General features: G+C 68.2%; 24 protein-coding genes and 1 tRNA gene. 22 read left to right on the top strand and 3 right to left on the bottom strand.

Features of this window, described 5'->3' with window-relative positions:
- Positions 1-280: 280 nt before the first annotated feature.
- From glyA to J5T34_RS02675, 13 genes are all read left to right on the top strand, one after another.
- On the top strand, positions 281-1,528 hold the full coding sequence (gene glyA, locus J5T34_RS02735; protein ID WP_208578436.1) for a serine hydroxymethyltransferase: 1,248 nt from the start codon (positions 281-283) through the stop codon (positions 1,526-1,528).
- A gap of 69 nt (positions 1,529-1,597) precedes the next feature.
- Positions 1,598-2,062 carry a transcriptional regulator NrdR gene (gene nrdR / locus J5T34_RS02730; RefSeq protein WP_053821213.1) on the top strand — a complete coding sequence of 155 codons (465 nt, stop codon included), beginning with the start codon at positions 1,598-1,600 and terminating at the stop codon, positions 2,060-2,062.
- 126 nt (positions 2,063-2,188) lie between these two features.
- A complete protein-coding gene (locus J5T34_RS02725; RefSeq protein WP_208578435.1) occupies positions 2,189-2,755 on the top strand; it encodes a hypothetical protein in 567 nt (188 codons plus the stop codon).
- Positions 2,752-3,759 (top strand): PilW family protein, encoded by a 1,008-nt coding sequence (locus J5T34_RS02720; RefSeq protein ID WP_244258666.1) that lies wholly within the window; start codon positions 2,752-2,754, stop codon positions 3,757-3,759. Before J5T34_RS02725 ends, J5T34_RS02720 begins: the two co-directional genes overlap by 4 nt.
- 44 nt (positions 3,760-3,803) lie before the next feature.
- Positions 3,804-4,475: a pilus assembly protein gene (locus J5T34_RS02715; RefSeq protein ID WP_208578434.1), complete on the top strand. Its 672-nt coding sequence runs from the start codon at positions 3,804-3,806 to the stop codon at positions 4,473-4,475.
- A gap of 2 nt (positions 4,476-4,477) precedes the next feature.
- Positions 4,478-4,933, top strand: a complete 456-nt coding sequence (locus J5T34_RS02710) for a type IV pilin protein (protein WP_208578433.1) — start codon at positions 4,478-4,480, stop codon at positions 4,931-4,933.
- A gap of 2 nt (positions 4,934-4,935) precedes the next feature.
- Complete coding sequence (locus J5T34_RS02705) at positions 4,936-5,541, top strand: GspH/FimT family pseudopilin (RefSeq protein WP_347880630.1); 606 nt, start codon at positions 4,936-4,938, stop codon at positions 5,539-5,541.
- 48 nt (positions 5,542-5,589) lie between these two features.
- Complete coding sequence (gene ribD, locus J5T34_RS02700) at positions 5,590-6,708, top strand: bifunctional diaminohydroxyphosphoribosylaminopyrimidine deaminase/5-amino-6-(5-phosphoribosylamino)uracil reductase RibD (protein ID WP_208578431.1); 1,119 nt, start codon at positions 5,590-5,592, stop codon at positions 6,706-6,708.
- A gap of 78 nt (positions 6,709-6,786) precedes the next feature.
- Entirely contained in the window at positions 6,787-7,416 is a 630-nt protein-coding gene (locus J5T34_RS02695) for a riboflavin synthase (protein WP_208578429.1), read from the top strand.
- 226 nt (positions 7,417-7,642) lie between these two features.
- Entirely contained in the window at positions 7,643-8,752 is a 1,110-nt protein-coding gene (gene ribBA / locus J5T34_RS02690; RefSeq protein ID WP_208578427.1) for a bifunctional 3,4-dihydroxy-2-butanone-4-phosphate synthase/GTP cyclohydrolase II, read from the top strand.
- A gap of 75 nt (positions 8,753-8,827) precedes the next feature.
- Positions 8,828-9,328 carry a 6,7-dimethyl-8-ribityllumazine synthase gene (gene ribH, locus J5T34_RS02685; RefSeq protein WP_053821206.1) on the top strand — a complete coding sequence of 167 codons (501 nt, stop codon included), beginning with the start codon at positions 8,828-8,830 and terminating at the stop codon, positions 9,326-9,328.
- On the top strand, positions 9,321-9,815 hold the full coding sequence (nusB, locus tag J5T34_RS02680; protein ID WP_149317773.1) for a transcription antitermination factor NusB: 495 nt from the start codon (positions 9,321-9,323) through the stop codon (positions 9,813-9,815). Before ribH ends, nusB begins: the two co-directional genes overlap by 8 nt.
- A gap of 147 nt (positions 9,816-9,962) precedes the next feature.
- The gene (locus J5T34_RS02675; protein ID WP_208578425.1) at positions 9,963-11,147 is read left to right on the top strand and encodes a pyridoxal phosphate-dependent aminotransferase; all 1,185 of its coding nucleotides are present in this window, start codon (positions 9,963-9,965) and stop codon (positions 11,145-11,147) included.
- A gap of 106 nt (positions 11,148-11,253) precedes the next feature.
- On the opposite strand, the gene J5T34_RS02670 is transcribed toward J5T34_RS02675, so the two are convergent.
- Entirely contained in the window at positions 11,254-12,390 is a 1,137-nt protein-coding gene (locus tag J5T34_RS02670; protein WP_208578423.1) for a lytic transglycosylase domain-containing protein, read from the bottom strand.
- 651 nt (positions 12,391-13,041) lie between these two features.
- Between J5T34_RS02670 and ubiD the strand changes: the two genes are divergently transcribed.
- The 5 genes from ubiD to J5T34_RS02645 all read left to right on the top strand — a co-directional run bounded on the left by ubiD (position 13,042) and on the right by J5T34_RS02645 (position 19,436).
- Complete coding sequence (ubiD, locus tag J5T34_RS02665) at positions 13,042-14,592, top strand: 4-hydroxy-3-polyprenylbenzoate decarboxylase (RefSeq protein WP_208578421.1); 1,551 nt, start codon at positions 13,042-13,044, stop codon at positions 14,590-14,592.
- Between the two features lie 97 nt (positions 14,593-14,689).
- On the top strand, positions 14,690-16,171 hold the full coding sequence (locus J5T34_RS02660; RefSeq protein WP_208578419.1) for an NAD-dependent succinate-semialdehyde dehydrogenase: 1,482 nt from the start codon (positions 14,690-14,692) through the stop codon (positions 16,169-16,171).
- Between the two features lie 103 nt (positions 16,172-16,274).
- On the top strand, positions 16,275-18,314 hold the full coding sequence (locus J5T34_RS02655) for an acetoacetate--CoA ligase (protein WP_208578416.1): 2,040 nt from the start codon (positions 16,275-16,277) through the stop codon (positions 18,312-18,314).
- 68 nt (positions 18,315-18,382) lie between these two features.
- A complete protein-coding gene (locus tag J5T34_RS02650) occupies positions 18,383-19,315 on the top strand; it encodes an aldose epimerase (RefSeq protein ID WP_208578414.1) in 933 nt (310 codons plus the stop codon).
- A 46-nt stretch (positions 19,316-19,361) separates the two neighbouring features.
- Positions 19,362-19,436, top strand: a tRNA-Gly gene (locus J5T34_RS02645).
- Between the two features lie 61 nt (positions 19,437-19,497).
- Here J5T34_RS02645 and J5T34_RS02640 read toward each other — a convergent pair.
- On the bottom strand, positions 19,498-20,394 hold the full coding sequence (locus J5T34_RS02640) for a LysR family transcriptional regulator (RefSeq protein ID WP_208578412.1): 897 nt from the start codon (positions 20,392-20,394) through the stop codon (positions 19,498-19,500).
- A 133-nt stretch (positions 20,395-20,527) separates the two neighbouring features.
- Between J5T34_RS02640 and J5T34_RS02635 the strand changes: the two genes are divergently transcribed.
- The 4 genes from J5T34_RS02635 to J5T34_RS02620 all read left to right on the top strand — a co-directional run bounded on the left by J5T34_RS02635 (position 20,528) and on the right by J5T34_RS02620 (position 24,332).
- Positions 20,528-21,016, top strand: coding sequence for a (R)-mandelonitrile lyase (locus tag J5T34_RS02635; protein WP_208578411.1), 489 nt, complete (start codon positions 20,528-20,530; stop codon positions 21,014-21,016).
- A 109-nt stretch (positions 21,017-21,125) separates the two neighbouring features.
- A complete protein-coding gene (locus J5T34_RS02630) occupies positions 21,126-21,782 on the top strand; it encodes a carboxymuconolactone decarboxylase family protein (protein ID WP_244258664.1) in 657 nt (218 codons plus the stop codon).
- Between the two features lie 131 nt (positions 21,783-21,913).
- Positions 21,914-22,963 carry an NAD(P)-dependent alcohol dehydrogenase gene (locus tag J5T34_RS02625; protein ID WP_208578408.1) on the top strand — a complete coding sequence of 350 codons (1,050 nt, stop codon included), beginning with the start codon at positions 21,914-21,916 and terminating at the stop codon, positions 22,961-22,963.
- A gap of 133 nt (positions 22,964-23,096) precedes the next feature.
- Positions 23,097-24,332, top strand: a complete 1,236-nt coding sequence (locus J5T34_RS02620; protein WP_208578406.1) for an MFS transporter — start codon at positions 23,097-23,099, stop codon at positions 24,330-24,332.
- Here the strand turns inward: J5T34_RS02620 and J5T34_RS02615 are convergent.
- Entirely contained in the window at positions 24,310-25,665 is a 1,356-nt protein-coding gene (locus J5T34_RS02615) for a Fic family protein (protein WP_208578404.1), read from the bottom strand. The two genes, J5T34_RS02620 and J5T34_RS02615, sit on opposite strands and share 23 nt — an antisense overlap.
- Positions 25,666-25,715 lie beyond the last annotated feature (50 nt).

Below are 25,715 nucleotides of genomic sequence, written 5' to 3'. Positions count from 1 at the left end.
CGGTCCGAAGCCAGCGCGCCGCGCCCGGCCCCGGACCCTTGCGATAGCCGCCGCGCCTGCCGCTCGCCTGGGCCAGCGAATGGGAAGCAGGGTGCGCCCTGCGCCGCCAGTTCCGGGCCTCGTGCCCACGCCGGCGACGCGGTTCGCATGCGTCTTCCCCGCGCGCCCTACCGTCGTACCGTTCCCGTATCCTTCGGTAATCCGCCGTAATCGCGTCATTCGCGTCGTTCGCGTCAATCGCCGACGTATTTCACCGACCCATTTACAGACGAGTTTCGCCATGTTCGAACGCAGCCGCTACACGATCGACCAGATCGATCCCGAACTCTGGTCCGCCATCCAGCAGGAAAATCAGCGCCAGGAAGACCATATCGAGCTGATCGCCTCCGAGAACTACACCTCGCCGGCCGTGATGGCCGCCCAGGGCTCGCAGCTGACCAACAAGTACGCCGAGGGCTATCCCGGCAAGCGCTATTACGGCGGCTGCGAATATGTCGACATCGTCGAGCAGCTGGCGATCGACCGCGTCAAGCAGCTGTTCGGCGCCGAGGCCGCCAACGTGCAGCCGAACTCGGGCTCGCAGGCGAACCAGGGCGTGTTCTTCGCCGTGCTCAAGCCGGGCGACACCATCATGGGCATGAGCCTGGCCGAAGGCGGCCACCTGACCCACGGCATGGCGCTGAACATGAGCGGCAAGTGGTTCAACGTGGTCAGCTACGGCCTGAACGCCGACGAGGACATCGACTACGGCGCGCTGGAAAAGCTGGCCCAGGAGAAGAAGCCGAAGCTGATCATCGCCGGCGCGTCGGCCTTCTCGCTGCGCATCGACTTCGAGCGCATCGCCGCCGTGGCCAGGTCGGTCGGCGCCTATTTCATGGTCGACATGGCGCACTACGCCGGCCTGATCGCCGCGGGCGTCTACCCGAATCCGGTGCCGCACGCGGACTTCGTCACCACCACCACGCACAAGAGCCTGCGCGGCCCGCGCGGCGGCGTGATCCTGATGAAGGCCGAGCACGAGAAGGCCATCAACTCGGCGATCTTCCCCGGCATCCAGGGCGGTCCGCTGATGCACGTGATCGCCGGCAAGGCGGTCGCCTTCAAGGAAGCGCTCTCGCCCGAGTTCAAGGCCTACCAGGAGCAGGTGGTCAAGAATGCGAAGGTGCTGGCCGAAACGCTGATCTCGCGCGGTCTGCGCATCGTCTCGGGCCGCACCGAGAGCCATGTGATGCTGGTCGACCTGCGCGCCAAGCAGATCACCGGCAAGGAAGCCGAGAAGATCCTGGGCGAGGCGCATATCACGGTCAACAAGAACGCGATCCCCAACGATCCGGAAAAGCCGTTCGTGACCTCGGGCATCCGCCTGGGTTCGCCGGCGATGACCACGCGCGGCTTCAAGGAAGAGGAAGCGCGCCAGGTCGCCAACCTGATCGCCGACGTGCTGGACAACCCCCACGATGCCGACAACATCGCGCGCGTGCGCGAGCAGGTCGCGGCGCTGACCAAGCGCTTCCCGGTCTACGGCTGATCGGCCGTCGCCGCGCGTCCCCGGTGCGCCGGGGCGCGCGGCAGCCCAACTCCGCCTCCAGGTGGTCCGATGAAATGTCCCTTCTGCGGTCACTCCAATACCCAGGTGCTCGACACCCGCATGTCCGAGGAAGGCGATACCGTGCGCCGGCGCCGCCGTTGCGAGGCCTGCGACCGGCGCTTCACCACCTATGAGCGGATCGAGCTGTTCTTCCCGGCCATCGTCAAGAAGAACGGCAGCCGCGTCGATTACGCGCGCAGCAAGCTGAAGGATTCGATGCGGCTGGCCCTGCGCAAGCGCCCGGTGTCGGCCGAGGCCATCGACGAGGCCATCGCGCGCATCGAGGAAAAGCTGCTGGCGCTGGGCCAGAAGGAAATTCCGAGCAGCCAGGTCGGCGAACTGGTGATGCGCGAACTGCGCAAGCTCGACAAGATCGCCTATATCCGCTTCGCTTCGGTCTACCGCAGCTTCGAGGACGTGTCCGAGTTCTCCGACGTGCTGGCCGAAGTCAGTTCGCCCAACGGCAAGCGCTGAACACCGTTGCACGGTTGCACGGTTGCCGCTGTTGCAATCCTTGTCGGATCCTCCACGGTCGGAAACCTTATTCCCGCTCGCTGACGACTAATCTGGTCCCCGCTTGTCACGCACAGGACCAGAGCAATGGATGCAATCCCTTCGGCGGCTTCCGCGTTGTCGGCCGCGTTGTCGACCGCTTCGGCGCCTTCCCGCGCCTCGGACACCGGCGCCCTTCGATGGCGCACGGGTTCTTGTGACTGCCCTCCCCTCTGCTTGTCGAACCGCCGGTGGATACGCCACCGCGGATACCTGCTGCTCGAATCGCTGGTTGCACTGGCCTTGCTCGGCATCGGCCTGCTGCCGCTGGCCTGGCTCGGCCCCACCGCCCTGCAATGGTGGCGCGAGCCCTTGTTGATTGGGCAGGCGCTGCGGCTGGCCGCCGAGGGCGCCGAACTGGCCGGGTTGGCCGGGCTCGCGGGACATGAAGCCGTACCCGACCTCGCCCGCTTGCCGGCGCTCGCGCAGCGTCCAGGCCTGCCATCGCCACGCTGGTGCGCGACGGTGCCGGCCGACGCGCAGTCGAGCTGTCCCGCCGGCCTGCGCGTCGTCGTGGTCGGTCCGTTGCCTTCCACACCCGGCATACGCACGGAAGCTGGCGATGCCCCACCCGGGACCGCGTTACGCGCCATCGCGCTGCGGTTGCGGCCATGATTGCGACGATCATCACGATCGCGATGGTCGTGGCGCCGCCCGCCATCGCCTCGACCGTCATCGTCGGCGCGGACCCGACGTGGCGCACCGCCGCACCGGCCGGGTCGTCGCTGGTCGAGGTGATGGTCGGCTTGCTGCTCGGCACGCTGGCGACCGGCGCTGCGGTGACGACGTTCCACACCATGCGCACCGCCTATGTCATCGCCGCCGAGCAACGCGAACTGGAGCAGCGCGGCGGCGCCTTGCTGGAAACCATCGCCACGCTGCTGCGCCATGCGGGTTGGCATCCGGCGCCGACCGCCGCGCTGCCCCCGCCGCTGATCGGCCGCGACGACTGCGGCCAGCCGGCTCTCGGAGACGCACTGAACTGCGGCAAACCCGGCATCGCCGGCAGCGATGCGCTGTGGATCCGCTTCGGCGGTGACCATCCGTTCGGCGATCCGGCGATGCCGGACCGCTATCTGTCCGATTGCAGCGGGTATCCGGTCGCCGTCACGGTGCCGGGGGCCGCAACGGCGCCGGCCTCGTCGCCGCGGGTAGCAGGCTATCTGAGCGCCCATCTGCTGTACGTCGCCGACGGCGCGGACGGCGAGCCGCAACTGCTGTGTCGCTACCCCGGTCGTGCCGATGGCGGTACCGCGAACAACACGTGGAACTCGGGCGCGCTGGCCCGCGGTGTCGAGACGCTGCAGCTGCGCTACGGTGTCGATCGCGATGGCGATGGCCGCGTCGACACCGTGATGCGCGCCAGCGAGCTGAACATCGACGGGCCGGCTGCCTGGCGCAAGGTGTTGGCGGTACAGATCGCACTGGTGCTGCGCACCGGGGCCGGCGTGGCAGGCTCGCCAGCCTCGCCGCTTGCCCTGCTGCCGGCGCGCACGGCGGGCGAGCAAGGCGACGACATCGCATTCGTGCCGCGCACGCGTCCTGCCGCTTCGCGCCGGGTCTTCGCCACCACGGTATGGCTGCGCAATGCCCCATTCTGCGCGGCGTCATCATGCTGAGGGCCATTGAGCAGGCGCCGCCGCGGCACCGTGCTGGAGGTGCGATGACGCTGATCTCCGTGGTGGTGATGTCGACGCTGACCCTGGCGCTGGCGGGCGCGCTGTTCGTGCTGCTGCTCGCGGGACATCAGGCGATCGGTCAGCGGCTCGAACGCGAGATCGCCTTCCGCGGCGCCGAGACGGCGCTGTTCGATGGCGAGCGCGATCTGTCGCGCGCCACGGCAGCGGCGGAAGGCACCGGCGCGGCATCGACCGTTTCCACCGGCCGCTTTGCCTCATGGCCTGCGCCCGGGCATTGCGGCACGCAGGCGCAGCGCGGCCTGTGCAGCCCCGTCCCAGGCCAGCCGCCGCCATGGCGCGCCTGGATGGACGGCGTCCTGCTCGCCCCCGACATCGGCATACCGATCGGCAGCGTGACCGGCGCCACCTTGCCCCCGATTCCACCGGAAATGGCGGGGACGACCATCGTGCCGCGCTATCTGATCGAACGCCTGCCACTGCCGAGCGCCGGCGGCTCGTCGCCCGCTGGTACCCCAGCTGGTGCGTCCCCGCAGCGCTATCGCATCACCGCGCTCGGTCAGGGCCGCGACCCCGCCACCCGCGTCGTGCTGCAGACCGAATGGATCGATCCGTCGCCACGGGCGGCAGCGGCGAGCCAGCCCGGACGCGGCCGAGTCGGGCGCGTGAGCTGGCGCGAGCTCGTCCCGCCTTTTTGATCATGACCCCCAACCGCGCGGCCTTCACGCTGATCGAGCTGCTGATCGCGATCGTCATCGCCGCCATCGTCGCCGGCATCGCGGCCACCAGCTGGCACCGCCACGTGCAACGCAGCTGGCGCGCGCAAGCACGCACCGCGATGATCGCGGCGATGCTCGAATTGCAGCGCCACGCGATGGCCCGCGGCAGCTTCGCCGACGACAGCGGCCAGCGTCCGGCCGGAAGCTGGCCGCTGTGGGTGCCTGCGCCGCCAGCGCGCCCGCACTACCGCCTTGCGGCGCTGCCCTGCACCGATGCCGGCCAGCGCGACGCGGACATCGGCCTTTGCATCGAACTGCACGCCGTGCCCCAATGGCCCGACCCCGCTTGCGGCACGCTGATCCTGCGCAGCAGCGGAGCGTGGCTGCTGGAACCGGCGGACACGGCCGGCCCCGTACCGTGGCCGGAAGGCTGTTGAAGGTGCCCCGCCGCGATGCCCGAGCGCACCGCCACAGCATGGCGGGCGCCGCGCTGATCGAATGGCTCGCCGCGATGGCGATCACGGCGACGCTGGCCGCTTCCGGCTATCCGTCCTATCGCGACGCGCTGGAGCGGCAGCAGGTGCGCCTGGCGGCCGATCTGCTGGCGGCATCGATCGAAGCCGCGCGCGAATTCGCGCTGGCCAGGCGCAGCACCGTCCTGCTGGCGCCGCAGCCCGGCGCGGCCGACTTCTCGCGCGGCTGGCGCATCGTCGCAAGCGAGGCCAACGAGGCGCCGGCGTTGTCGGCGGTGGGCCTGGGCGCCGCCTGCCTGCGCGTCGCGCTGCGTGCTACCGATGGCAGCCGCGCGCTGCGTCTGGCTCCTGTGGGATACTCTCGGTCGGAACGTGGCGGCTTCTATGCCGCCACCTTTACCCTGCGCTGCGGCCGCGCCCAACGTCAGGTCAGGCTCGGCGCGCTGGGGCGCTTGCGCAGCTGTACACCCGGACAGGACGCCGACTGCGACAGCCGGAGCGGCCCGAGCCCTGAGCCGAGCCCTGAGCCGAACCCAGCCACGGACCGCCGCCCGGCACGCCCGATCGAATGACCCGGCCCGCCACGCCAGCCAAGACAACCGGCAGGAAACCGCCCACCCATGTTCTCCGATACCGACCACGCCGCCATGCAGCAGGCCCTCGCGCTCGCCGCGCGGGGCATGTTCATCACCACGCCGAATCCGCGCGTGGGCTGTGTGCTGACCAAGGGCGGCAAGGTGATCGGGGAAGGCTATACGCAGCCCGCTGGCCAGGACCATGCGGAGATCCAGGCGCTGAAGAACGCCGCCGCGCGCGGCATCGATCCGGCCGGGGCGACCGCCTACGTCACGCTCGAACCGTGCAGCCATTTCGGCCGCACGCCGCCGTGCGCCGATGCGCTGGTGCGCGCCGGCGTCAAGCGCGTGGTCGCGGCGATGGAGGATCCGAATCCCGCGGTATCGGGCCGCGGCCTGCAGCGGCTGCGCGATGCCGGCATCGACGTGCGCTGCGGCCTGCTGGAAAAGGAGGCGCGCGACCTGAATATCGGCTTCGTCTCGCGCATGACGCGCGGCCTGCCCTGGGTCCGCGTCAAAGTCGCGGCATCGCTCGATGGCGGCACCGCGCTGCACGACGGCACCAGCCAGTGGATCACCGGCCAGGCCGCGCGCGACGACGGCCATGCCTGGCGGGCCCGCGCCTGCGCGATCCTGACCGGCATCGGCACGGTGCGCGACGACGACCCCCAGCTGACCGTGCGTGCCATCGACACGCCGCGCCAGCCGCAACGCGTGCTGATCGACTCGCGCCTCGAGGTCCCGCTCGACGCCCGCATGCTGACGCCGGACACCGGCGGCTATGCCAAGCCCGTGCTGGTGTTCTGCGCGATCGACGATCGCGCGCGCCGCACCGCGCTGGAGGCGCGCGGCGCCGAAGTGGTGGTGCTGCCGAACGCCCACGGCAAGGTCGAGCTGCGCCGCATGCTGGAGGAACTGGGCCGGCGCGGCATCAACGAGCTGCACGTCGAGGCCGGCTTCAAGCTCAACGGCTCGCTGATCCGCGAGGGCTGTGCCGACGAACTGCTGGTCTATCTGGCGCCCCGGCTGCTCGGCGACGCGCAGGGCATGTTCAACCTGCCGCCGCTGGCCCGCCTGCAGGATGCGCCGGCCTTTCGCTGGCACGATGTGCGGCAGATCGGCGACGACCTGCGGCTGATCGCACGGCGCCATCCGGCCGGCTGAACGGCACGGCCCCCGCACCGGACTGCCAGCATGCCGCTTTCCTCTTTCCCCTCGATTTCCTTCTCTGCTGACCAGACCATGTTTACTGGCATTGTGGCGGCCGTCGGCCGCATCGACTCCGTGACGCCGCTTGGCGGCCCGAACACCGAGAACGCCGGCGTCCGCCTGCAGATCGACGCCGGCGGCCTCGATCTGTCCGACGTCCAGATCGGCGACAGCATCGCCATCCAGGGCGCCTGCATGACCGTGGTGGCGCTGCAGCCCGGCCGTTTCGACGTCGAGGTGTCGCGCGAGTCGCTGGACAAGACCACCGGCCTGGCGCAGCCCGGCCGCGTCAATCTGGAAAAGGCGCTGCGGCTGGCGGACCGGCTGGGCGGCCATCTGGTGTCCGGCCATGTCGACGGCCTCGGCGAGGTCACCCATTTCGCGCCGGTCGGCGAATCGCACGAGCTGCGCATCCGGGCGCCGCGCGAGCTGGCGCGCTATCTGGCCTACAAGGGCTCGGTGGTGGTCAACGGCGTCTCGCTGACCGTCAACCGCGTCGCCGACCAGGCGGACGGCTGCGAGTTCTCGATCAATCTGATTCCCCATACGATCGAGGTCACCACGCTGCAGGAGCTGCGTCCCGGCGCGAAGGTCAATCTCGAGATCGACCTGATCGCCCGCTACGTGGAACGAATGCTGAGCGCCGAGGCCAAGGCGGACTGAGGGACAGGCCAGGCCGACCTCAGCCGAGGGTTCGGCCGACGCCAGGCCCGGCTTGCGCCCAGCCGGCCGCCGGGAGCCACCAAGGCCACCAAGGCTCCAGGGCCCCTTGCCCCCGCGCTGCATCGCGTACAATGCCGGGTTAAACCGCGCGCCGCCCCGGCGCGCCGCAGTCGCCTCACGGGCATCGCCCGAGGCCGCCCCCGCCAGACTTTCCTTTGCCTACCTCATGACGATCGCCCCAACCGAAGACATCATTGCCGAGATCCGTGCCGGTCGCATGGTCATCCTGGTCGACGAGGAAGACCGCGAGAACGAGGGCGATCTGGTGCTGGCGGCCGATTTCGTGACGCCCGAGGCGATCAATTTCATGGCCAAGTACGGCCGCGGCCTGATCTGCCTGACGCTGACGCCGGAACGCTGCCGCCAGCTGGACCTGCATCCGATGGTCAGCCGCAACGGCACCCCGCACGGCACCGCGTTCACCGTGTCGATCGAGGCGGCCGAGGGCGTCACCACCGGCATTTCGGCGGCCGACCGCGCCCGTACCGTGCAGGCCGCGGTGGCGCGCGACGCCAGGCCGAGCGATCTGGTCCAGCCGGGCCACATCTTTCCGCTGACCGCCCAGCCCGGCGGCGTGCTGATGCGCGCCGGTCATACCGAAGCGGGCTGCGACCTGGCCGCGCTGGCCGGCGTGACGCCCGCCGCGGTGATCTGCGAAATCATGAAGGACGACGGCACCATGGCGCGGCTGCCGGACCTGATCGAATTCGCCGAGCTGCACGGCCTGAAGATCGGCACCATCGCGGACCTGATTCACTACCGCAGCCGCACCGAATGCATCGTCGACCGCGTCGGCGAGCGCACCATGCAGACGCCGTACGGCACCTTCCGCAGCATCGCCTACCGCGACACGCCGAGCGGCCAGGCCCATCTGGCGCTGATCAAGGGCGAGCCGCAGCGCGACCGCGAAACGCTGGTGCGCGTGCACGAGCCGCTGTCGGTGCTGGACCTGCTCGAAGTCTCCCGCACCACCCACTCGTGGACCGTGCCGGCCTCGCTGGAGGCGATCGGCGCGGCCGACAGCGGCGTGATGGTGCTGCTGAACTGCGGCGACAGCGCCGAGCGGCTGTTCGCGCAATTTACCGCGCTGGACGAGCCGCAGACCCGCGCCCCGCGCAAGCCGGACCTGCGCACCTACGGCATCGGCGCGCAGATCCTGCGCGATGTCGGCGTCGGCAAGATGCGCGTGCTGGCCTCGCCGCGCAAGATGCCCAGCATGACGGGCTACGATCTCGAAGTGACCGGCTACCAGCCGATGAACGGCGACGACGACTGAGCGCCCCCTGACACTACCCAATACCGGCGGCCGCCCCACCCTTGCGCGGCTGCCCACCGAACCCTGGAGAACGATATGGATCACGGTTTCTACCCGAGCAACCTCGACGGCGAAGGCCTGCGCATCGGCATCGTGCAGGCGCGTTTCAACGAGCCGGTCTGCGACGAGCTGCGCGAAGCCTGCCTCGCCGAGCTGGAAAAGCTTGGCATCGAAGGCGAAGACACGCTGGTGGTGACGGTGCCCGGCGCACTGGAAGTCCCGCTGGCGCTGCAAAAGATGGCCGAGAGCGGCCAGTTCGACGCGCTGATCGCGCTGGGCGCCGTGGTGCGCGGCGAAACCTACCACTTCGAGCTCGTCTCGAACGAGTCGGGCGCGGGCATCACGCGCGTCGGCCTGGACTTCAACCTGCCGATCGCCAACGGCATCCTGACCGTCGATACCGACGCGCAGGCCCATGCCCGCACCCGCGAGAAGGGCCGCGACTGCGCCCGCGCCGCGGTGGAGATGGCCAACCTGGTGGCGGCGCTCGATTCGCTGCGCGGCCAGGACGACGAGGACGAGGACGACGATGAGTGATGCAGCACAGGGCGGCAAGCCTGCCGCCAAGTCCGGCCGCTCCGACGCCAAGGCCCCGCCCAAGAGCGCGCGCCGCCGCTCGCGCGAACTGGCGCTGCAGGGCCTGTACCAGTGGCTGCTGAACCGCAACGACATCGGCGCGATCCAGGCCCATCTGCACGACGCCCAAGGCTTCAACAAGGCCGACCGCGAGCATTTCGACGCGCTGCTCAATGGCGCCGTGCGCGAGGAAGAACGGCTGACCGCCGCCTTCTCGCCGTTCCTGGACCGCACCGTCGAGGAGCTGTCGCCGGTCGAGCGCGCCGCGCTGCTGATCGGCAGCTACGAGCTGGTGCACTGCATCGACATCCCGTACAAGGTCGTCATCAACGAGGCCGTCGAGCTGACCAAGACCTTCGGCGGCGTCGAGGGCTACAAGTACGTCAACGGCGTGCTCGACAAGGTCGCCGCCCAGGTGCGCGCCACCGAGGTCGCGGCCCGACGCTGACCGGCGCCCTGCCCCGCGGCACGCGCCGGACCGACACCCGCCCAGGCGGGTGTTTTCATTTCGGGCGATGATCGCGGTACCGCACCGTTTGCCGCGCGCATTTTTCCCCGACATCGACAACAACGACACCGAATCCTCTTTCCCGCCATGGACCCACAGCGCCTCGCCACCGCCTCCCGCCTCGCCAATATCCGCGCCTTCCACGTGATGGAGCTCGCCAAGCAGGCGGCCGAACTGGAACGCGCCGGCCGGAACATCATCCATATGGGCATCGGCGAGCCCGACTTCACCGCGGCCGAGCCGGTGGTGCGCGCGGCGGAAGCGGCGATGCGTCGTGGCGTGACCCAATACACCGGCGCGCTGGGCATCCACGCGCTGCGCGAGGCGATCGCCGGCTATTACAAGAGCGCCTACGGGCTCGATATCCCGGCCCGGCGTGTGATCGTCACCGCCGGCGCCTCGGGGGCGCTGCTGCTGGCCTGCGCGGTGCTGGTGGAGATCGGTGCCGAGGTGCTGATGCCGGACCCGAGCTATCCGTGCAACCGGCATTTCGTCGCGGCCTTCGACGGCGTCGCCCGGATGATCCCCAGCGGTCCGCAGGCGCGCTTCCAGCTGACCGCCGATCAGGTGCGCGAACATTGGGGCGAGCAAACCCGCGGCGTGCTGCTGGCCTCGCCGTCGAACCCGACCGGCACGTCGATCCTGCCGGACGAGCTGGCAGGCATCCTGGCCGAGGTGCGCCGGCGCCAGGGCTTTGCCATCGTCGACGAGATCTATCAGGGGCTGTCGTACGACGGCGCGCCGGTGTCCGCGCTGTCGCTGGACGACAATGTCGTCACCGTCAACAGCTTCTCCAAATACTTCAACATGACGGGCTGGCGGCTGGGCTGGCTGGTGGTGCCGGACGCGCTGGTCGCGGACTTCGAGAAGGTCGCGCAGAACCTGTTCATCTGCGCCTCCGCGGTGGCGCAGCACGCGGCGCTGGCCTGCTTCACGCCCGAGGCGCTGGCGATCTACGACGAGCGCAAGGCCGAGTTCCAGCGCCGCCGCGACGCCATCGTGCCGGCCCTCGAAGCGCTGGGCTTTCGCGTACCGGTCAAACCCGACGGCGCGTTCTATGTCTACGCGGACTGCCGCGGCGTCCAGCATCCGGCCGCGGGCGATTCTGACCGGCTGACGCAGGCGATGCTGCACGATGCCGGCGTGGTGTTCGTGCCCGGGCTCGATTTCGGCCCGCATACCGCGCGCGAGTACATCCGCATCTCATACGCAACGTCGATGGCACACATCGAGGAGGCGATGCGGCGGCTGGGCAAGCTGTTCGGGAAATAACGATCGCCGTCGCAGCGGCCCGCCAAAACGAAAGCGGCGCAGCCAATCAGGCTGCGCCGCTGTTCTTTCGGCCCTGCGCGGACCAACCCGCGCGGCATTCCGGCAATCAGGCCTTGCGGGGCGTCTGTGCCGCCTCGAGTTCGAGGCTGTCCTGCGGCTCCGGCGTGTGCTCGGCCTGCGTCTTGGTCGACGACGGACCCGGCAGCGACTCGGTCGCGTCCGGCGTGGCGCCCGGCGTCACTGCCGGCGCGTTGCCGCGGATGCCCAGCACCTGGCGCAGCTTCGCGCGCTCGGCCAGCACCTTGGCGCCATAGCCGCCGTCGGTCGCCGTGGTGGCCCCGACGTAGTACTTCAGGCCGCCCTCGATCGAACCGGCGCGGGCGATGCAATCCTTCAGCACCAGCGCACCGATCTTGATGTTGGCGTACGGATTGAGTGCTGCCGCGACGCCGCCGACGTGCTCGTACTTGTCCTGGTGGACCTTGGTCATCACCTGCATCAGGCCCTGCGCGCCCACGCCGCTCTCCGCGTACGGATTGAAGCTGGACTCGATCGCGATCACGCCCAGGATCAGCAGCGGATCGATGCCGACCTCGCGGCCGGTCAGATACGCGGCCTTGACCAGTTGCGCGGTCGCCTGCGCGGCCACGCGGTACTTGCGCGCGATGTACTCGGCCACCGCGGCCTGTTCGCGGGCGCTGGCCAGCGTGCTGCTGTAGCGCGCGTCCAGAGCCACGCGCTGGGCCGGAATACGGGCCGCCAGATGGGCGACCGACGGCACCTTCGACTGGCTGGCATTGGCCCACTCGCCAACGCCCGACACGGTCGGCAGACCGGCCGTGGCGGCCGTCGTAACCGGCGACGCAGCGGCGGCACCGGCCGGCACCTTGACCGCCGGCAGCAGCTTGGCTGCCGCCACGTCGGCCGTGCTGGCATGCGCCGGCGCCGAGGCGGTCGCCGCCTGCAGCAGAATCGCAGGCGCTTCGTCGCCGGCCAGCATGCCGGCCAGCGCGGTGCGCCATTCCTGGCTGACCGACAGCGAAATACCCGCCACCACCGCCATCAGACCTGCGCTGTTCAGCGCGTATTTCAAGGTTGCACGGCCGCTGCGCAACGCGCGGCCTGCGACCGGATGTGCTAGACGAACCTGCAGGGCACGCCGCACACCGGGAACCGGTTGCCTGAAGCGGACCTGCAACGCCCGCCCGACTCCGGGAAGATGAAGGGTTTTCCAACCACTCATGCTTACCTCCATGCGCCGCCGTCTCCCGGTCCTGCAGGGCATTCGCCCACGCATCACCGTCCTCTGGCGACGTAGTCAAGTAAGGACACCGCACCGCCTTGCAGGGGCGACCGGCATCTGTTGTTGGTGGGCGCTCCCCAAGCGCCCAGCGATTAGCAGAGGAGGCTCTTGGGGTAGCCTGCCCTGCTGCGAAGACTCAAGACGCGCCGGCCAGTGCCGGCGGTGATCGGAGGGACCTCCCTTGTAGCGGTCCGCTCTGGTTGATCCAACGTGGTGATCTGCGTTACACCCCTTGACAGGATCGAGAAGTTCGTTGTTGCAACGCAGCACACCTTTGAGCAGACGCGATTGTAAAAACCGTTTTATATCGAGTCAAGAATTAAAGAACGCAAAACCATTCCTTTGAGTTATAACGAAACCCCGCTATCGTGGGGTCAAGGAATCACTCGACTGGCCGCAATCGCAGTGCTGGCCTAGGTTGTCAGGCCCGGTGCGTCCGCCTGCCTTTGAAAAAAACTTACAATTTGCCGGTACGCTGTAGCGCAAAATTTTTCCCGCGGCGCGGTCCAATAGGGACCGTACTGCACTTCAATCCGCTCTCCGACGCGCGTGGCGCCATCGCCCCGCCCCTCGCCAAACGACAAATTCCTGATGCAATACAAAGACTTGCGCGATTTCATCGGTCAACTCGAACAGCAGGGCGAGTTGCGGCGCATCGCGGCGCCGGTGTCGCCCGACCTCGAAATGACCGAGATCTGCGATCGGCTGCTGCGCGCCGAAGGCCCTGCCGTGCTGTTCGAGAAGCCCAAACGGACCGCAACGGCAGGCGACACCACGGCAGCTGGTGGGGCGATTTTCGACACGCCGGTGCTGGCCAATCTGTTCGGCACCCCACGCAGGGTCGCATTGGGCATGGGCGCGGAATCGCTGGCCGATCTGCGCGACATCGGGCGCGTGCTGTCGGCGCTGAAGGAGCCCGAGCCGCCGCGCGGCCTGCGCGAGGCCGGCAAGCTGTTCACGCTGGTCAAGTCGGTCTGGGACATGGCGCCGAAGAAGGTCTCCAGCCCCGCCTGCCAGGAGATCGTCTGGGAAGGCAACGACGTCGATCTGGCGCGCCTGCCGATCCAGACCTGCTGGCCCGGCGACGCCGCGCCGCTGATCACCTGGGGGCTGGTGGTCACCAAAGGCCCGCACAAGAAGCGGCAGAACCTGGGCATCTACCGCCAGCAGGTGATCGGCCGCAACCAGGTCATCATGCGCTGGCTGGCGCACCGCGGCGGCGCGCTGGACTTCCGCGAGCACGCGCTGGCCCATCCCGGCAAGCCGTTCCCGATCGCGGTCGCGCTCGGCGCCGATCCGGCCACGATGCTCGGCGCCGTCACGCCGGTGCCAGATACGCTGTCCGAATACCAGTTCGCCGGCCTGCTGCGCGGCAGCCGTACCGCGCTGGCCGGCTGCCTGACGCCGACGCTGTCCGAACTGAGCGTGCCGGCCTCGGCCGAGATCGTGCTGGAGGGTCATATCCAGCCCGACCCCACGCATCCGTCCGGCTACCAGCACGCGCTGGAAGGCCCGTTCGGCGACCACACCGGCTATTACAACGAGCAGGACTGGTTCCCGGTCTTCACCATCGACCGCATCACGATGCGGCGCGATCCGATCTATCACTCGACCTACACCGGCAAGCCGCCCGACGAGCCGGCCGTGCTCGGCGTCGCGCTGAACGAGGTGTTCGTGCCGCTGCTGCAGAAGCAGTTTCCCGAGATCACGGACTTCTATCTGCCGCCCGAAGGGTGCAGCTACCGGATGGCGGTGGTGCGCATGAAGAAGCAGTACGCCGGCCACGCCAAGCGCGTGATGTTCGGCGTCTGGAGCTTCCTGCGGCAGTTCATGTATACGAAGTTCATCGTGGTGGTCGACGACGACGTCGACGTGCGCGACTGGAAGGAGGTGATCTGGGCAATCACCACGCGGGTCGACCCGACGCGCGATACGGTGCTGGTCGACAATACACCGATCGACTACCTGGACTTCGCCTCGCCGGTGTCGGGCCTGGGTTCAAAGATGGGCATCGATGCCACCGACAAGTGGCCGGGCGAAACCACGCGCGAATGGGGACGTCCGATCCAGATGGACGCGGCGATCAAGACCCGCGTCGACGGCATGTGGGAGACGCTGTTCGACCGGTCGGCCGGCGCCTGAGCGTCCGCCTCCGGGCGGCGCCCCGACGCGGCCTGCGCCATCCCCCGCTATCATCTGCAACCAGAACCGATACCAGAACCCATTACAGGAGACCACGATGGCCAATGCGCTAGACCGAATCCAGGACCGTGCCCTGGTCCGCAGCCAGTCCTATGTCAACGGCGAATGGGTGGGGGCCGACAGCGGCGCAACCTTCCCGGTGATCGATCCGGCCAACAACCAGGAACTGCTGCAGGTCGCCAATCTGGGCGCCACGGAAACCGAGCGCGCCATCGCCGCCGCCGAAGCCGCCTGGCCGGCCTGGCGCGCGAAGACCGCCAAGGAGCGCGCCAACCTGATGCGCCGCTGGTTCGATCTGCTGATCGCCCACACCGACGACCTGGCCGCGCTGATGACCGCCGAGCAGGGCAAGCCGCTGGCCGAATCGAAGGGCGAGGTCGTCTACGGCGCGTCCTTTATCGAGTGGTTCGCCGAGGAAGCCAAGCGCGTCAGCGGCGACGTGCCCGCCTCGACCTGGGCCGACAAGCGGATGGTGGTGCTGAAGCAGCCGATCGGCGTCTGCGCGTCGATCACCCCGTGGAACTTCCCGATCGCGATGATCACGCGCAAGTGCGCGCCCGCGCTGGCCGCCGGCTGCACCATCGTGGTCAAGCCGGCCGAGCAGACGCCGCTGTGCGCGCTGGCGATGGCCGAACTCGCGCACCGCGCCGGCATCCCGGCCGGCGTGATCAATATCGTCACCGGCGATGCCGACCAGTCGATCGCGATCGGCAAGACGCTGTGCGCCTCGCCGGTGGTCCGCCATCTGTCGTTCACCGGTTCGACGCCGGTGGGCCGCATCCTGATGGAGCAATGCGCGCCGACCGTCAAGAAGATCGCGCTCGAACTGGGCGGCCATGCGCCCTTCATCGTGTTCGACGATGCCGATATCGATGCCGCGGTCGAAGGCGCGATCGCGTCCAAGTACCGCAACGCCGGCCAGACCTGCGTCTGCACCAACCGCTTCTATGCGCACGAGTCGATCTACGACGAGTTCGTCGCCAAGCTCGCGCGCCAGGCCGAGGGCCTGCGGGTCGGCAACGGCTTCGATGCCGGCGTGGCACAGGGTCCGCTGATCGACGATCAGGCCGTGCAGAAGGTGCGCCAGCATATCGACGACGCGACCTCGCGCGGCGCCCGGCTGCTGACCGGCGGCAAGCTGGTCGAGGGCCTGGGCTCGGGCCGCTTCATCGCGCCGACCGTGCTGGCCGACGCGACCCCGGAGATGCTGATCTCGCGCGAGGAAACCTTCGGGCCCGTGGCCGCGGTGTTCAAGTTCCGCGACGAGCAGGAAGCGGTGGCGCTGGCCAATGCCAGCGAGTTCGGGCTGGCCTCGTATTTCTACAGCCGGGACATTGGCCGCGTCTGGCGCGTGGCCGAGCAGCTCGAATACGGCATGGTCGGCATCAACACGGGCCTGATCTCGAACGAGGTCGCGCCGTTCGGCGGCGTCAAGCAATCGGGCCTGGGCCGCGAGGGTTCGGTCTACGGCATCGACGAATACCTGGAGCTGAAGTACCTGTGCCTCGGCGGCATCTGACCGCACCGCGGGCGCCGACCGCGCCCGCAACCATCCCTTGAGCCACCCCAAAGTCCGCGCTGCCATCGGCAAGCCGGCGTAAGAACAAGGCAAAGGAGGAGACATGACGACACTGGAAGACGGCAAGCTGGTCTGGACGCCATCGCCCGCCGTGCGCGAGCGCGCCCGGCTGACGCGGTTCATGCAGTGGCTGCGCGACGAGCGCGGTCTGGCCTTCGACGATTACGACAGCCTGTGGCGCTGGTCGGTCACCGAGATCGAAGCCTTCTGGGACGCGATCCGCGCCTACTTCGATGTCCGCTTCGACACGCCGGCCCGCCAAGTGCTGGCCCGCCGCGAGATGCCGGGTGCGCGCTGGTTCGAGGGGGCCACCCTGAACTATGTCCAGCAGGTCTTCCGCCACGCCGGTGAAGGCGCCGAACGGCAGCGCGCCGCCATCCGCTATGCGGGCGAAGCGCAGCCGCTGACCGAGTTGAGCTGGGAGGCGCTCGAAGCGCAGGTCGCCGCGCTGGCGCATACGCTGCGGCAACTGGGCGTCGGCCGGGGCGACCGCGTGGCGGGCTATCTGCCCAATATCCCGCAGACCATCGTCGCCTTCCTCGCCACCGCCAGCGTCGGCGCGGTCTGGTCCGGCTGCGCGCCGGACATGGGCCAGGTCGCGGTGATCGACCGCTTCCGCCAGATCGAGCCGAAGGTCCTGATCGCCGTCGACGGCTACCGCTACGGCGGCAAGACCTACGATCGCACGCCGGTGATCGCGCAGCTGGTGCAAGCGCTGCCCTCGCTGACGGATCTGATCGTGGTGCCGCTCCTTGGCACGCCGGAAGATGGTCGCGATACGTCGCCGCCCGCCGCGTCGGCCAACGCGACCCTGCGCCGCCATCGCTGGCAGGACGCCCTGGCCCACCAGGTACCGCTGCAGATCGACAGCGTGCCGTTCGACCACCCGCTGTGGATCGTCTATTCGTCGGGCACCACCGGCATGCCCAAACCCATCGTGCACGGCCACGGCGGCGTCGTGATCGAGCAGCTCAAGCTGATGGCGTTCCACAACGACCTCGGGCCCGACGATGTCTTCCACTGGTACAGCAGCAGCGGCTGGATCATGTGGAACGCGCAGGTAGCCGGGTTGCTGCTGGGCAGCACCATCGCAATCTACGACGGCAATCCGGCCTGGCCGGACGCCGGTGTGCTGTGGCGCTTCGCCGAACAGGCCGGCATCACGGTCTTCGGCGCCGGCGCCGCCTTCTACACCGGCGGCATCAAGGCCGGCGTGGTGCCCTCGCGCGAGGCCGACCTGAGCCGCCTGCGCGGCATCGGGTCGACCGGCTCGCCGCTGCCCGCCGAAGCCTACGACTGGATCTACCGCAACGTGCGCGCCGATATCTGGCTCGCGCCGATGTCCGGCGGCACCGACTTCGCGGGCTCCTTCGTCGCGGGCTGCCCGCTGCTGCCGGTCTACGCCGGCGAGATGCAATGCCGCTGCCTCGGCGCCAAGGTCGAGGCCTTCGACGAGGCCGGCCATGCGTTGATCGACGCCGTCGGCGAGCTGGTCTGCACCGAGCCGATGCCGTCGATGCCGCTCTATCTGTGGGGCGACGCCGACGGCAAGCGCTACCGCGACAGCTATTTCGATACCTACCCCGGCGTCTGGCGCCACGGCGACTGGATCAGGATCACGTCGCGCGGCGGCGCCATCATCTATGGCCGGTCGGACGCCACCATCAACCGGCACGGCATCCGCATGGGGACCAGCGAGCTGTATCGCGTGGTCGAGGAACTGCCCGAGGTGCTCGACAGCATGGTGGTCGATCTCGAATATCTCGGCCGCGACTCGTATATGCCGCTGTTCGTCGTGCTGCGCGACGGCGTCGCGCTCGACGACAGGCTGGTCGACACGATACGCGCGCGCATCCGCGAGGCGCTGTCCTCGCGGCACGTGCCCAACGCGATCCTGCAGGTGCCCGGCATCCCGCGCACGCTGTCGGGCAAGAAGATGGAGGTGCCGATCAAGAAGCTGCTGCTCGGCCACGACCCCGACAAGATCGCCAATCGCGATGCGATGGCCAATCCGGATACGCTCGACTGGTACTTCGATTACGCACGGCGGTATCTGCGCGAGACCAGCGCGGCGACCGCGTAGGGTTTTGCAGCGGGGGCATGTCGCACCGGTATCATGCGGCATCCCCTTCGTTCGTCTTCGGTGACACCATGCCCAGCACTCCGACGTTTCGCTTCCAGGACCAGGACCTGATCCGCATCGGCGACGAACACAACGCCCTGCTGCTGGCGCCATGGGCCGGCGGCCGCCTGGTGCGCTGGCTGCATCGCGGCACCGACATCCTGTACTGGCCGGACAATGCCGACTGGTCGCGCCCGGCCAAAATCCGGGGCGGCAATCCGTTGCTGTTTCCCTTTATCGGGCGCCATTTCGTCGACGGCGAAGCGGGCAAATGGCGCGATCGCCATGGCGTGGTGCGCGAGATGCCGCAGCATGGCTTCGCGCGCGACCTGCCCTTCGAGATCGCGCAGTGCGATCCGGCACGGTCGATCACGATGGCGCTGGTCGACTCGGATGCGACGCGCGACGCCTACCCGTTCGCGTTCCGCTTCGAGGTCCGATACCGGTTGTTGCCCGAGGGGCTGGAGGTCGCCCTGGCGGTGCGCAACGCCGGCACCGCGCCGCTGCCCTTTTACGCCGGTCACCACTTCTATTTCGCCGTACCGCACACGCTGCGCGGCCAGTGCCAGCTGGCGATACCATCGGCCGATCGGCTGCGGCAGCGTCCCGACGGCAAGCTGACCACCGCCGAGGTGGGCGAGCCGATCTACGCGCTGGACGATCCGCGGCTGCAGGACACCTTCCATCGCCTGCACCGCGTCGGCCGCGACACCTGCAAACTGCGCATTCCGGCCGCGGACGGTGGCGGCAGCAACGGCCGCACGATCACCTTGCACCTCGACGGCGATCAGCACTCGGCTTGCTGGCACGCCGTGACGACGTGGAGCGAACGCGAGGACTCTGACTTCTATTGCGTCGAGCCGTGGCTCGGTCTGCCCGACGCCATTCACCGGCCGGGGGAAGCGCTGTGGGTCGCGCCGGGGGACAAGACCGAGGCGGTGTGCCGGCTGCTGCTGGCGTAGCCGCCTTGCGCGGCCGGGCAAATCGCGCATAAAATGGCCGCCTCACGCGGGCGTCGTATAATGGCTATTACCTTAGCTTCCCAAGCTAAAGACGTGGGTTCGATTCCCATCGCCCGCTCCACCCCTCCCCTCCCTGCCATCCCCGGTTTCAAAGCTGCATCAGTCATCGATCAAGGCCGAGATCATTTCGCGGGATAGCGCAGCGCCTCGATCAGCAAGCGCATCGCGCGCGACGAATGGCGGCGGCTCGGATAGTAGAGGTGATAACCCGGAAACACCGGGCACCAGTCTTCCAGCAACGACACCAGGCGGCCCCGTGCCATATGCGCAAGCGCCATGTCCTCCGGCAGGAAGGCCAGCCCCAGACCGGCCAGCGCGGCCGTCACCATCTGTTCGCTGTCGTTGACGACGAACTGCCCTTCCACGCGGATATTCAGTTCGCGTTTGCCTTTCCGGAATTCCCACGCATAGAGCCCGCCATAGGTCGGCAGATACAGGTTGATGCAGCGATGTCCGGTCAGGTCCCGCGGCGTCTTCGGATGTGGTTTCCCGGCGAGATAGGCCGGCGATCCGACGACGGCGAAGCGCACATCGGGACCGATGCGCACCGCGACCATGTCCTTCGCGACGAGGTCGCCCAATCGCACGCCCATGTCGTAGCGGTCCGCGGCGATGTCGGATAGACCGTTGTCGAGCATCAGTTCGACGCGAACATCGGGATGCTTGCGCAGGAACTCGGCCAGCCTCGGCCACAGCACGGCATTGGCGGCGTGCTCGGTGGCCGTGATCCGGATGGTGCCGCGCGGCTCGTCCCGCAATTCGGCGATCGCACCCAGTTCGGCCTCGACCTCCTCCAGACGCGGCGCCACGGTTGCCATCAGGCGCTCGCCCGCCTCGGTGGCCGAGACGCTGCGGGTCGTGCGCGTCAGCAGGCGAACGCCCAGCCGTGCCTCCAGGCCACGGACCGCCTGGCTCAAGGCGGACTGCGACACGCCCAGTTGCGCGGCCGCGCGAGTGAAGCTGCGCGCCCGCGCGACCGCGATAAAGGCGGCCAGATCGTCGAAGGTCGTGCGCGGCATTGATAAGCCCTCCTTATAACGGCTTGCGAATTTAGCATCTTTTTGCGCCAACGGATCGCGCGTAAAGTCGGCGCAACGATGGCAGGCGCCGGACCGCTGCTGCCTGTCGGTCCACCGCCAAAGGAGCATCGCCATGAAGACCCCACTGACACGAACCGCACTTTGCGCGGCCGCACTGCATGCGGCCGTCGCCGGCGCAGCAGAGCCGCAGACGCCCACCGGCCAACGGATCTCCCGGCTCGGCAGCCAGGCGTCGGTCGCCGGCCCGGCCGACACCTTCACCGGGCGCGTACGCGTCGACATGCTGTGGCCGGCAGGCGACGACATCCCTGCCTCGGGGGCGATGGTGACCTTCGAGCCCGGCGCTCGTTCGGCGTGGCACACGCATCCGGCCGGTCAGCGCCTGGTAGTGGTCTCCGGTGTCGGCCTGACGCAGGAATGGGGCAAGCCCGTGCAGGAGATCCGCCCCGGCGACGTGGTCTGGTGCCCGCCCGGCGTCAAGCACTGGCACGGCGCCGCGCCGACGATTGCGATGACGCATCTTGCGGTCAGCGGCACCAAGGACGGCAAGAACGTCGAATGGATGGAAAAGGTCAGCGATGCGCAATACCAGGGCCGCTGAGGTGCTTTCCCGCCGCCGCGTGGCCGCGATGGTTCGCGTCGTTGCGGTGGTACTCGGCCTCGCGACGGCGCTGTGCCAGGCCCAACCCAACCGACAGGAGTCGACAGGCATGCCACAAACCCCAGCCACCGCCGAAACGCTCGACGCCCGGCAGCAGGCCATCGTCCCCATCGCGGCCTTCGCCGCGGCCGGCGACATCGCAAAGTTGAACCTCGCACTCGAGCAGGGGCTGGACGCGGGCCTGACGATCAGCGACGCCCGGGAAATCCTGGTGCAGCTCTACGCCTACGCCGGCTTCCCGCGCAGCCTGAACGCGCTCGGCGAACTGATGAAGGTGTTGGAGTCGCGCCGGCAACGGGGCCTGCGCGATGCGCCGGGCCGCGAGCCGAGCCGGCCCATTCCCGAGGGCGAAGCGTTGCACGCGGCCGGCACCGCCAATCAGACCCGACTGGCCGGCGCGCCGGTCAGCGGTCCGGTGTTCGAGTTCGCGCCGGCCATCGACCAATACCTGAAGTCGCATCTGTTCGGCGCCATCTTCGAGCGCGACAACCTCGACTGGCAAAGCCGCGAACTGGCGACGGTCGGCATGTTGTCCGCACTGCCGGGCGCCGAGTCGCAACTGCAATCGCACATGCGGATCAGCATGAATGTGGGCATCACATCGAGCCAGTTGCAACAGCTTGCGCGGGTGCTGAACGAACGCGTGGATGCCGATGCTGCCCGGCGTGCAACGCAAGCGCTGGCGCGCGCCACCGCGGCTCGCTGAGTCATCGATTGATCGATGGGCTGCATAGATGCATGCGCCCCATGCCCCTTAATCAATCCCCGCGAGAGCCCTACAGTATCGGTACGCGCCCCGGCATCGGGGCGATTGCATTTGAGAAAGGAGAATCCCTGATGGCTGTGAAAGCATACGGCGCCTACGCCGGCGACAAACCGCTCGAGCCGATGGAGATCACCCGCCGCGCGCCGGGACCGCATGACGTCCAGATCGACATCGCGTACTGCGGCATCTGCCATTCCGATCTGCATCAGGTCCGGGCCGAATGGGCCGGCACCCAGTTTCCCTGTGTTCCGGGCCACGAGATCGTGGGCCGCGTCGCCGCCGTGGGCGCGCACGTGTCGGGCTTCCGTCCCGGCGATCTGGTCGGCATCGGCTGCATCGTCGACAGCTGCCAGCACTGCGCGGAATGCGACAGCGGCCTGGAGAACTACTGCGACGGCATGGTCGGTACCTACAACTCGCCGACGCCGGACGCGCCGGGCTGGACGCTGGGCGGCTACTCGCAACAGATCGTCGTCCACGAGCGCTACGTGCTGCGCATCCGCCATCCCGAGGCGCAACTGGCCGCGGTCGCGCCACTGCTGTGCGCGGGCATCACGACGTATTCGCCGCTGCGCCACTGGAATGCCGGTCCCGGCAAGAAGGTGGGCATCGTCGGCATTGGCGGCCTTGGCCATATGGGTATCAAGCTCGCCCATGCGATGGGCGCGCATGTGGTCGCCTTCACCACGTCGGAATCGAAGCGCGAGGATGCCCGGGCGCTGGGCGCAGACGAAGTCGTGGTTTCGCGCAATGCCGACGAAATGGCCGCGCACGCCGGGAGCTTCGACTTGATCGTCAACACCGTGGCCGCGCCGCATAACCTCGACGCCTTCCTCGCGCTGCTCAAGCGCGATGGCACGCTGACGCTGGTCGGCGCACCGGCCTCGCCGCACCCGTCGCCCGAGGTCTTCAGCCTGATCTTCAAGCGCCGCTCGCTGGCGGGCTCGATGATCGGCGGCATTCCCGAGACCCAGGAAATGCTGGACTTCTGCGCCGAGCACGGCATCGTCGCCGATATCGAGCTGGTCCGCGCCGACCAGATCAACGCGTCGTACGAGCGCATGCTCCGGGGCGACGTCAAGTACCGCTTCGTGATCGACAACGCCACGCTCGCCGCTTGATGTTGGCTTGATGTCGATTTGATGGCCTGCTGAGGGCCGTGCCGATGGCCGCCTGATTGCGGCCCTTCCCCTTGCTTGTCCCCGACTCCCCGGAACGCCTGACCGTTCCGGGGAGCGTCATTGCATTGCATCGATGAATCCAACCTCTTCCCTGCCTCACGCCGACCGCGGCGACCAGCCCGCTGCGTGGGGCGCCGTGCTGGCGATGTCGCTGGGCGCCTTCGCACTGGTCGCCTCCGAGTTCATGCCGGTCAGCCTGCTGACGCCGATCGCGGCCGACCTGCAAATCACGGAAGGACAGGCCGGACAGGCCATCTCGATCTCCGGTGCATTCGCGCTGCTGACGAGCCTGTTCATCTCGTCGCTGGCCGGGCGGCTGGACCGAAAGGTCCTGCTGCTGGGGCTGACGCTGCTGATGGCCGTGTCCGGCACGGTCGTCGCGCTGGCGCCCAACTACGCGATCTTCATGATTGGCCGGGCGCTGATCGGCGTGGCCATCGGCGGCTTCTGGTCAATGTCCGCCGCCACCGCGATGCGGCTGGTGCCGGATCGGCATGTCCCCCGCGCGCTGGCGATCCTGAACGGCGGCAACGCGCTGGCGACGGTGCTGGCGGCGCCCCTGGGCAGCTTTCTTGGCGCCATCGTCGGATGGCGGTGGGCGTTCTTCGCCGTCGTGCCGGTGGCGATGATCGCGCTGTGCTGGAAGCTGTTCAGCCTCCCCACGATGGCGGGCCAGCGCGCCGAGGGGTCCAGCAATGTCTTCCTGCTGCTGAAGCGGCCTGCCGTCGCGCTGGGCATGGCGGCGGTCAGCCTCTTTTTCATGGGGCAGTTCGCGCTGTTCACCTATCTGCGGCCCTTCCTGGAGACGGTGACGCATGTCGACGTCGCCACGCTGTCGCTGATGCTGCTGATCGTCGGCGTGGCCGGCTTCGTCGGCACCACGGTGATCGGCGCGTTCCTGAAGGATGGCCTGTATCGGACGCTGATCGTGATCCCCGCGTTGATGGCGATCATCGCCGTGGCGCTGGTGGCCGCGGGCAGCTCGGTCGCCACGACCGCGGTGCTGCTGGGCTTGTGGGGGTTGCTCGGCACGGCGGCGCCAGTGGGCTGGTGGACGTGGCTCGCAAGGACGTTGCCGCGGGATGCCGAAGCCGGCGGCGGCCTGATGGTCGCGGTCGTCCAGCTCGCCATCATGCTCGGCGCGACCGTGGGCGGCGTGCTGTTCGACTGGAGCGGCTACCGCGCGACCTTCGAGACCAGCGCAGGGCTGCTGGTCATCGCCGCCATCCTCGCGATGCTGGCGGCGCGCACCGCGCGGTCCGCAGCCGCCGGCCCCGCGTCGACCGCTACCGAGGCCTGCCTGCGCTGATCCATTGCTCGACCTGTCGCAGGGTCAGGCGATAGCGGGCGCAGTTATGGAGGTCCAGTGCGCGAAGCTCAGCATCGAGAAGGGTCCGGAAGACCTCGGCTTGATCGGGCGGCAACGCCATGGCGGCGATCGCCTCCTCAGCGGTTTGGCGCTCCCGTACCACGCGCCCGATCGCTTCATTCAAGGCTTCCCGAAACTGTAGCCGCACAGGATCAGGGACGCCCATCGCCTCCAGCATCACGGCATACTTCCTGATCGAACGCCGGTAGGCCCATTCGAAAAGGTCGGCGGCCAGGGCAACGTTGCGGTGTTCGTAGACACCCATCATGGCCAATGCGTAGTCGCGCACCTCGATATCGAGAAACGACAGCGGCGCACAGTTGTAAAGCATCAATGGAATGTTGGCCGACAGCCGGCTGGTGCGCTTGTTGCCATCCTCGAACGGCTGCAGGTAGGCAAGGTTGACCCAAAGGAAAAACGAGGCTTCCACGGGGTTCTTGATGCTTCTGGCCTTGTCGATGATTTGCCCGAGCATCTCTTCCAGCAGGCCAGGCACCTGGGTCGGCAAATAGGTCGTGTCGGTGATATTGACGACCTTGCGACGAATACCCCCGAGCCCGCTGGCATCCACCAACAGGTCACGCATCAGAATGGCATGCACGTTTCGGACAAGCACCGTGGTCAGCCCATACTCGGGAACCGCATCGACCAGGAACTCGATCGCGGCCTTGTGATTGAGCAGCATGACCGCATCAAGATCGCCGTTTGTGACGCCGCCCTTGAAGAGCTGTTCCGTGGCGAGCAGCGAATAGCGGTTGCCTTCGAGCTTCGACGACGACCAGGACAGATCGATCAGCAACGGTTCCAGCACCTTGCGTGCATACGTGCCAGCGGGCTGCTGGCCGTTCATCCGGCCTTCCTCGGCCAGCGAGGCCGCCAGCGCGGGAGGCAACAAGGCGCTGACGTTGGGCACATAGTCGTCCACGAACGACCGATCGTAGGTAACCGGCTCGCGCATACCAAGGGGAAGCGTCAGTATCCCCAGAATCGCCTTGCTTTCGTCGGACCACTCAGGTCCGACATGATCCGCAGGCTGTGGAGCGACTGTCGCGACCGTCGCGACCGACAGGCCGGCGTCGGCAAGGCGATATCGCGTGGCGCGCGACTGCCCCTGGCGCACCACCTGGCCGTCGCGAATCAACGCGTCGAGTTGACGTTTGACCGTGGTCCAGCTGGCGCCGACTTTATTTTTCAGTTCGCTCGAACTGAGCCATGGATTGGTCGTACGGCTTTGCTGTCGAAGGGCAGCAAGAACCTCATCTCTAACTGTCATTGGGCTTCGTTCGGGTGGTTTCAGCCCATTCTAGCTCATTTCAGCTCATT

Source organism: Cupriavidus gilardii, from assembly GCF_017598945.1.
GTDB classification, from domain to species: Bacteria; Pseudomonadota; Gammaproteobacteria; order Burkholderiales; family Burkholderiaceae; genus Cupriavidus; species Cupriavidus gilardii_E.
This window is presented reverse-complemented; position numbering and strand designations above follow the sequence as displayed.

Coding starts and splice junctions, on each gene's coding strand:
- J5T34_RS02615 (WP_208578404.1), bottom strand. CDS start 25,665: ATGACAGTTAGAGATGAGGTTCTTGCTGCCCTTCGACAGCAAAGCCGT.
- J5T34_RS02725 (WP_208578435.1), top strand. CDS start 2,189: ATGGATGCAATCCCTTCGGCGGCTTCCGCGTTGTCGGCCGCGTTGTCG.
- ubiD (WP_208578421.1), top strand. CDS start 13,042: ATGCAATACAAAGACTTGCGCGATTTCATCGGTCAACTCGAACAGCAG.
- glyA (WP_208578436.1), top strand. CDS start 281: ATGTTCGAACGCAGCCGCTACACGATCGACCAGATCGATCCCGAACTC.
- J5T34_RS02630 (WP_244258664.1), top strand. CDS start 21,126: ATGCCACAAACCCCAGCCACCGCCGAAACGCTCGACGCCCGGCAGCAG.
- J5T34_RS02640 (WP_208578412.1), bottom strand. CDS start 20,394: ATGCCGCGCACGACCTTCGACGATCTGGCCGCCTTTATCGCGGTCGCG.
- J5T34_RS02620 (WP_208578406.1), top strand. CDS start 23,097: ATGAATCCAACCTCTTCCCTGCCTCACGCCGACCGCGGCGACCAGCCC.
- ribBA (WP_208578427.1), top strand. CDS start 7,643: ATGACGATCGCCCCAACCGAAGACATCATTGCCGAGATCCGTGCCGGT.
- J5T34_RS02720 (WP_244258666.1), top strand. CDS start 2,752: ATGATTGCGACGATCATCACGATCGCGATGGTCGTGGCGCCGCCCGCC.
- ribD (WP_208578431.1), top strand. CDS start 5,590: ATGTTCTCCGATACCGACCACGCCGCCATGCAGCAGGCCCTCGCGCTC.
- ribH (WP_053821206.1), top strand. CDS start 8,828: ATGGATCACGGTTTCTACCCGAGCAACCTCGACGGCGAAGGCCTGCGC.
- J5T34_RS02635 (WP_208578411.1), top strand. CDS start 20,528: ATGAAGACCCCACTGACACGAACCGCACTTTGCGCGGCCGCACTGCAT.
- J5T34_RS02710 (WP_208578433.1), top strand. CDS start 4,478: ATGACCCCCAACCGCGCGGCCTTCACGCTGATCGAGCTGCTGATCGCG.
- J5T34_RS02650 (WP_208578414.1), top strand. CDS start 18,383: ATGCCCAGCACTCCGACGTTTCGCTTCCAGGACCAGGACCTGATCCGC.
- nusB (WP_149317773.1), top strand. CDS start 9,321: ATGAGTGATGCAGCACAGGGCGGCAAGCCTGCCGCCAAGTCCGGCCGC.
- J5T34_RS02625 (WP_208578408.1), top strand. CDS start 21,914: ATGGCTGTGAAAGCATACGGCGCCTACGCCGGCGACAAACCGCTCGAG.
- J5T34_RS02715 (WP_208578434.1), top strand. CDS start 3,804: ATGACGCTGATCTCCGTGGTGGTGATGTCGACGCTGACCCTGGCGCTG.
- J5T34_RS02655 (WP_208578416.1), top strand. CDS start 16,275: ATGACGACACTGGAAGACGGCAAGCTGGTCTGGACGCCATCGCCCGCC.
- J5T34_RS02695 (WP_208578429.1), top strand. CDS start 6,787: ATGTTTACTGGCATTGTGGCGGCCGTCGGCCGCATCGACTCCGTGACG.
- J5T34_RS02660 (WP_208578419.1), top strand. CDS start 14,690: ATGGCCAATGCGCTAGACCGAATCCAGGACCGTGCCCTGGTCCGCAGC.
- J5T34_RS02670 (WP_208578423.1), bottom strand. CDS start 12,390: ATGAGTGGTTGGAAAACCCTTCATCTTCCCGGAGTCGGGCGGGCGTTG.
- J5T34_RS02675 (WP_208578425.1), top strand. CDS start 9,963: ATGGACCCACAGCGCCTCGCCACCGCCTCCCGCCTCGCCAATATCCGC.
- nrdR (WP_053821213.1), top strand. CDS start 1,598: ATGAAATGTCCCTTCTGCGGTCACTCCAATACCCAGGTGCTCGACACC.